This is a genomic window from Mesorhizobium sp. M7A.F.Ca.ET.027.03.2.1 (assembly GCF_003999175.1).
Classification (GTDB): Bacteria; Pseudomonadota; Alphaproteobacteria; order Rhizobiales; family Rhizobiaceae; genus Mesorhizobium.
This window is the reverse complement of the sequence record NZ_RZOM01000250.1, coordinates 1-6,499: the sequence shown is the minus strand read 5'-3', so window position 1 is coordinate 6,499 and position 6,499 is coordinate 1. Positions and strand designations below refer to the sequence as shown.

5 protein-coding genes are annotated in these 6,499 nt (G+C 61.6%); all 5 read right to left on the bottom strand.

The annotated features are described in order from the left end of the window. A partial coding sequence (locus EN750_RS13325; protein WP_348629591.1) for an ABC transporter transmembrane domain-containing protein occupies nucleotides 1–622 on the bottom strand: 622 nt, incomplete at its 3' end. A 153-nt stretch (nucleotides 623–775) separates the two neighbouring features. Next, complete coding sequence (locus EN750_RS13320; protein ID WP_127396690.1) at nucleotides 776–3,688, bottom strand: DUF5801 repeats-in-toxin domain-containing protein; 2,913 nt, start codon at nucleotides 3,686–3,688, stop codon at nucleotides 776–778. A gap of 367 nt (nucleotides 3,689–4,055) precedes the next feature. After that, nucleotides 4,056–4,730, bottom strand: a complete 675-nt coding sequence (locus tag EN750_RS13315; RefSeq protein ID WP_245482695.1) for a response regulator transcription factor — start codon at nucleotides 4,728–4,730, stop codon at nucleotides 4,056–4,058. A 148-nt stretch (nucleotides 4,731–4,878) separates the two neighbouring features. Beyond that, a complete protein-coding gene (locus tag EN750_RS13310; RefSeq protein ID WP_164748744.1) occupies nucleotides 4,879–5,241 on the bottom strand; it encodes an AraC family ligand binding domain-containing protein in 363 nt (120 codons plus the stop codon). A 2-nt stretch (nucleotides 5,242–5,243) separates the two neighbouring features. Next, on the bottom strand, nucleotides 5,244–6,499 hold a 1,256-nt coding region (locus tag EN750_RS13305; RefSeq protein ID WP_127396688.1), incomplete at its 5' end, for an FAD-binding oxidoreductase.

The window sequence follows — 6,499 nt, the reverse complement described above, 5'->3', positions numbered from 1 at the left end:
CCTTCCAGCTCTCAAGCAGGGGATTCAACATGCCCATGGCCTGGACGACTTCCGCGTTGCGGATCGTTTGCTCGGCCTGCATGTAGGCTCGCGTCTGGGCGATCGCGGCTTCCGCCAGTGGCTTGCGGGTCAGGTACTCGGTAAGCAACGCCAATGCGAACAGCGCGATACCGCCGCAGGTCGCCAGCCAGCCGAGCCAAGGGTGCATGAGGAAGATAGCGCCCAGGAAGATCGGCGCCCAAGGCGCGTCGAGGATCGGGTAGATACTCGGGCTGGTAAAAAAATTCCGCACCTGGTCGAGGTCACGCAGCGCCCGGGCGTTGATCTGACCGGGCGCCGAGGCGGCGTGTTCGACCGATACGGTCAGGAGAACCGGCGCCAATCGCGCGTTCAGCCACGTGCCGACTTTAGCCAGAAGACGCGCGCGCACAACCTCCAGCGCTGCCATTGTGCCTAGCGCCGCCGCCGCCATCAACGACAGCATCACCAGCGTTTCCATACTGTGGCTGCCCAACACGCGGTGATAGACCTGCAGCATGTAGAACGCGCCGGTCAGCATTAGGATGTTGATGCCGCCGCTGAACCAGATAAGTGGCCGGATGGCGCGCTTGGCCTCTTTCATCACCACTTGCAGGGCAGAGGGTCGTGGGGGGTTCATCATGATATATCTGCCGTGTGTGCGGGTGGACGCCAGTTGGGCCGGTTTTCGCGGGGAGCGAAATTATCTCCACATGGAGATGGGAGGCGGCGTGAACCGCCTCCCTTTGGTCAGGTATCAGGCGATGGTGTCGACCAGCAGGTGCTGGACGCCGGTTGTGTCGCCGTCGCCGTCCTGAATGTTGACCGCGAAATCAAGGTGAGCGCCGATCTGTCCGGAGGTCGACTCGATGAAGCCGATATCCGTGATCTTGAGAACGTCGTTGTCTGTACCTTCCCAAGCCTGCAGCGCGCCGCCACCGGTGCCAGTCGCCGCGCCGGTGCTTGAACCTTCAACTCCGACTGTGCCCGGGTTGTCGGTCACTCGGTTCAGGTTAATGGCCGAACCATCCAGCCCGTTCCCGGACTGCATGATCTGGATGCCCTGAATCTGGTAGTGCTCGGTGGCGGTGTTGTAATCATTGCTCTCGATGATCACGAGGGCGTCGTTCTGGTCGAGCGTGAACTCCGAGCTATACGGTGCCGGTACCGTGTTGCCCTTGAAGAAGTCCGCGTTTTGCACGTAGATCGACTTCGTCGTCTCGACGTCGTCGCCGCCACCCAACACGCCATTGGCACCGTAATCAATCAGGTCGAGGACCACGATAAGGTCTTCGCTGTTGCCGATGCCGTCGAACTTGATGGCAATAGCGTCCACTGCATCCGTCGGCGCGATCTTCTCGGTACCTCCGCCGGGGGCGCCGGGGTTCACGTCGCCCATAATGTTCTCGTTGAAGAACCGCAGGGTGAGCAGTTCGCCCTTCTGGATTGTGTCACCGGCCACGCCGTTGGTCGACTGAGTGGCGGAGACCCAGTCCTCGAAGGCGCTGGTGAGGAACTGCCCGTTGTTGAACAAGGTATCACCTGCAATCGGCGAACCGTCACCGGAGCCGTTGAAGCCGAACGGGGAACCGGCAGGGTTCGAGTTCGCTGTGAACTGCACGTAGAAGCCGTCAGTGTCCGTTGTGCCGTTGTTGGCGTCCAGCTCCGTCACCACGAGTTCGGGGTGGCCGGTGTTGCCGGGAGGTGCCTTCGCCAGCAGCTCCGAAGAGTGGAAGACGCTGAAGCTGAACCCGTCGACCACGTCATCCAAGACGATGGAGTACGTGCCCGCAGCCTTGTTGAAGGTCAACGTGCCACCCGCCGTCGCGGGCTGAATACCAGCCGTGATCGGGTCCTTGTCATACGAGAAGTCAAAATCGAACACTGCGGTCGTAGCAGTTTCCGAAACGAGTGACGTGACGACGTTGGTAATATTGGGATTCTGGGCGTTGTCGACCGTGCCCGTCAGCACCAGTTGCTGTATACCTGCCGCTGCGCCGGCATCACCGAAGTCAGAATGCGTAGCGTCGTAGACACGCAGGTCGTTGCCGATGTTGAACGAGAAGAGACCGGTTGCCGCGACACCGACCACGTTGTGCAGTTGCTCGTGCTGGGCTCCAGCCGTGTCGGGATCGCCGTCGAACGCCTGGACGATCGTCGGGCCATCGTCCGTGAAGGTAAGGTTCTGGCCGATGTTGACGAAAGCCGATGCCTGGTCGCCGTCCTTGTCGGTTATGGTGGCGGTGAGCTTGATAAGATCGTCAGCCGTCAACGTTTCGGTGTCGTTCGGCCCGTTGTTGGGGTCATGTACGATCGCCCGATCCTGGTTGAGCGTCACAACACCTAAGGCGTCCACGCTGGCCGTGAAGACCAGAAGATTGCCGACTGCGGTGCGACCCTCGATGGCCCCGGCACCGTTGACCGTCAAGTTGACAGCCTCACCGGAAAGCGTGTCGACAAGACCGCTGTTGGCACCCGACACGCTCACACTGAGCGCGTAAGTTGTGGTCCCGGCCCCGTCAGCGCCGTAGAGACCCGTGAAGTTCGACGAGTAGTCGGCGGTCGAGTTGCTCGCGAGATTGGTCTCATCAACCGTGGCGCTGGCCTCTGCGCCCCCTGCGCTGATGCTCGGCGCGTCGTCCTTGAAGACAAGGTTCTGGCCGATGTTGATGGCTTGTGCGTCGGTGTCGCCGTCCGCGTCGATAGCGGTCGCCGTCAGGGTGATCAGGTTGGCGGCTGCCAGTGTCGTGGACTGGTCCGATCCGGTGTCCGGCGTATGCTGGACCGCGCGAAGCTGGTCGAGCGTCACGATCCCGGCGGCGCTCACGGCCACAGTGAACACCAGATCACCACCGGCGGTGCGGCCTTCGATAATTGAGCCGACCTTGGTCAGGAGAGCTTCTTGACCGGTCGCCACGTCGAAGATACCCGACGAAGTACCAGGGGCGGGGACGTCCAGGGCGTAGGTAACACCGGCGGCACCAGGACCGTCAGTACCGAAATCGGTGCTGAACACGACCGAGAAATCGCCGGTGGGGTTTGTGCCCAACGTCGTGTCATCGGCCGTGAGGGTAGGTGCGGCGGTGCCGGAGAGAGTGACGTCCGGACCGTCGTCATCCACGTTAATGTCGTCGCCGATGGGCGTCGACGTCTCGACCAACGCGCGGACTTTCAGGATATCGCTGAAGTTCACCCTGTCGTCGGGCTGCGGGTTGAGCGGGTGATCGATCGCCTCGAAAGTGATCATCTGAACCGTGGCCGAGGTGTTACCGGCGTTGGGGATGATGTAGAAAGCCGCGACGAGATTGCCGCCAGCCCATGCTTCCACCGCGCTGCCGTTCTGCACCGTGGTGAGGAAGATTTCGTCGCCGTCGACTGTAAACTGACCGGACGACATGTTGGTCAGAGGCGCGAATTCCAGCTCAACGACATTTTCGCCGGCTGCCGGCGACACGGTGACGAGACCGACCTGGCTCGCCGCCTCCGCGGTATCGGCAAAAGCCAACTGCGCGGCGGACAATGTGAGACCGTTGAGATATGTGAGAAAAGCGGCGTCTAGACCACCGGAGATGTCGCCGGTGATAGCGTCAACGGAAATTGCGACGTCGTCGTCCTGGAGACCGGCGGACTGGTCGAGTACCAGATCGCCTACGATATTAATGGTAGCCATAATGTCATCCTTTCCTGGATGGTGACTAATTGTGCACACGGCTCGGGCCCACGCTCATGCGGGGGTCACGTTCACTGTTTGTTTTGGAAAACCCCTCTCCCCTTACTTCCGCCCGAACCCTAGCAAGCGGGTGTCATCGCGTACTGACTTCGGCCCTCAAACCACATTGTGCCGCCGGCGCAGAGGGCGCGTCCATTCCCGGTTGGATAGTATTGCGGTCAATGTCCGCACCTGATCGAACGATATATATCCTTCGATAGATCGGGCTGGCGGGCGCTGCGGGAGGTCGCGCAGGCACGCGCCAGACGCCGTCAGACGGCTCTCCGGCCGTTGCCGTGCGTACAATGTCGGTGCGAGTGGAGAGTGTTCAGAGCAGGCCGGTTCGACCCATTCCCGGACGCTCGGCGGCTTTGCCGTGCGTCATCCAGGCCAGTTCCGCCCGGCCGCCGAGGTGCAACTTCTCGTAGACGTGATGCAGGTGCATCTTCACCGTGCCTTCGGATAAATGCAGCCGCTGCGCGATGGTTTTGTTGCGCAGCCCGCGCGAGACGAGATCGGCGATTTCGGTCTCCCGCCCGGTCAGCCTGGACATTGGCTGCGGCTGCGAGCCCGGCATCAGCAGCTGCTGGACGATCTTGTTGTCGATCCACTTCTTGCCCGCCGCCACCGCATTCACGCATTCGATGAGAAAGCGGTGGCTGATGCCGTCCAGAAACAGGCCATCGACGTCGAGCGTCTGTATTTCCCTGACATCGAGCCCGCCGGTTGGCTGCACGATGAAGATGATGCCGAGAGCGCTGCTGCAGGCCTTCAGCCGTGAGGAAAGACCTGATGTCTGCTGGTCCGCGAGATCCACGCCCACGATGACCATATCAGGCCGATGGCGCTCCACATGAGCGAGAACGTCCACAGGGCGGCGGCACTGGGCGACAACATCGTGTCCAGCCTTCTGCAACACCCATTCCAGACCAGCGAGATACACCCCCCGCGGGTCCGCGACAACTAACGTTGACATGCGAACACCGTCCGTAAAAAAACGCAACGAACTTGGTTAAACACCCGTTAAATCAAGAAACCAGAGCCTAGCCCTATTGTCAAGTAATAGCTAATATACATGTTGCTATAATAACGACCCGGGGCCGCGGGGCGGAACTGCGCCGTGAAAGGCCAACTATGATATGCCTGTCACTTCAAGGTTCTAACGTCCCTTGCCGCGCGGCCCAGTCGTACGGGTACAGGCAGTAAAAATAGCCGGTGCGCTCGGTTGCGATGTATTTCAGATGCGTGCCATTGGGCAGCCAGACGATATCGCCAGGGCGGCATTCGTGGCGGCCGTCATCCAGTTCGATCGTCAGCGTGCCTTCATGGATGAACAGCACCTCGTCATAGGTCACGGTCCAGTCGATCGAGGCGTTCTCCAGATACTCAATGCCACCGCCCATGGTCCGGCTGATCTCGGCATTGATCACGCGCGCGATCGACGACGTTCCGGTCGGCGTGACTGATGGCTTCAGAGTCAACTCGCTGTGCTTGAAAATCCTGGCCTTGGACATTGTCATCCTTTCTTTGCCCGAAGATTGGCTTTGGAGGGAGTGACGCCGGACGGGGCCAGCCCGGCGAGCCATCTCGTCACCGGATCCAGCTTGCGCCCGGCATGTTCGAGATCGTCGCGCCGACGCACCGCGCCACGGACGAAATGCGCACCGACGAAGCGAAAGGGTTCGGGCGGGAAACCGCGCGCCACCGGACGCACCAGCGCCGAATGCGTCAGTTCCGATTCGCCGTCAGTCAGCAGGCCGGTGAGGATCTCGCCGCCGATATAAGCCATTGTCGTGCCATTGCCGGAAAAGCCGTAGCCGTAGACGACATCGCGGTTGGCGGGCAAAGCGCCGAACAGCGGGACGCCGCTGACCGTCCGGTCGATCGGGCCGTTCCACGATGTCTCGAGCGGGAAATCGGCGAGCGCCGGGTGGCCATCCCGCAGCACGCGACGCATTTCGGCGACCCGTGGCGACAGGCCATGGAAACGCTGGTCGACGATGCCGCCGAAGCCAATGACACCACCGCTGACGCCGACGGACAGCCGACCATCGCGCGTCGGAGACCAACCGCCAACGAAGACGCGGGAATCGATCATCAGCGGCGCCCGGCGGTAGCCGACCTTGTCGAGAAGGCCTGGAATGGGCTGTGACATGGCGTCGTCGCTGGAGATGTTGAAGATCGCAGGGGCCAGTTCCGGAATCGCCCCGGACCAGGCATTCATGGCAAGCACGACCTTGCCGCAGGACACAGTTCCTTTCGCCGTTTCCACCGTGAGCTTGCCACGTCGCGAAAACCGCTTCATCGGCGACTTTTCATAAATCCGAACGCCGCGGTTCAGCGCTGCACGACGCAGGCCGCGCACCAGGAACCCTGGATGCACAGTTGCCGACGAAGCGTCGAACGCACCGCCAAGGTGGCTCGTCGTACCGGCCATCGCCGCGATCTCCGGGCGCGAAACTCGCCGCGCCGGGACGTAGCCGTGCGCTGCCAGCCTGTTTAACGCGTCGTCCCAGGCGCCAAGCTGTGCTTCGCACGTAGCGCCCCAGATCCAGCCGATGCGATCGAACCAGGCGTCGATTGCCTCGGCCTTGCAGAAAGCCTCGATGCCGCCGATCGCGGCTTCGGATGCCTTGATGATCGAAAGCGCGTCGTTTCCGTCGCGCAGCGCGGCAAGCGCGCTGTATTTGGTCCATGCCGAAAGCACCATTCCGGAATTGCGGCCGCTCGGGCCACCACCACAAATGTCGCGCTCTAGAATGACAACATCGA

Excerpts from the sequence above, each read along its gene's own strand:
- EN750_RS13320 (WP_127396690.1), bottom strand. The coding sequence starts at position 3,688 with ATGGCTACCATTAATATCGTAGGCGATCTGGTACTCGACCAGTCCGCC.
- EN750_RS13310 (WP_164748744.1), bottom strand. The coding sequence starts at position 5,241 with ATGTCCAAGGCCAGGATTTTCAAGCACAGCGAGTTGACTCTGAAGCCA.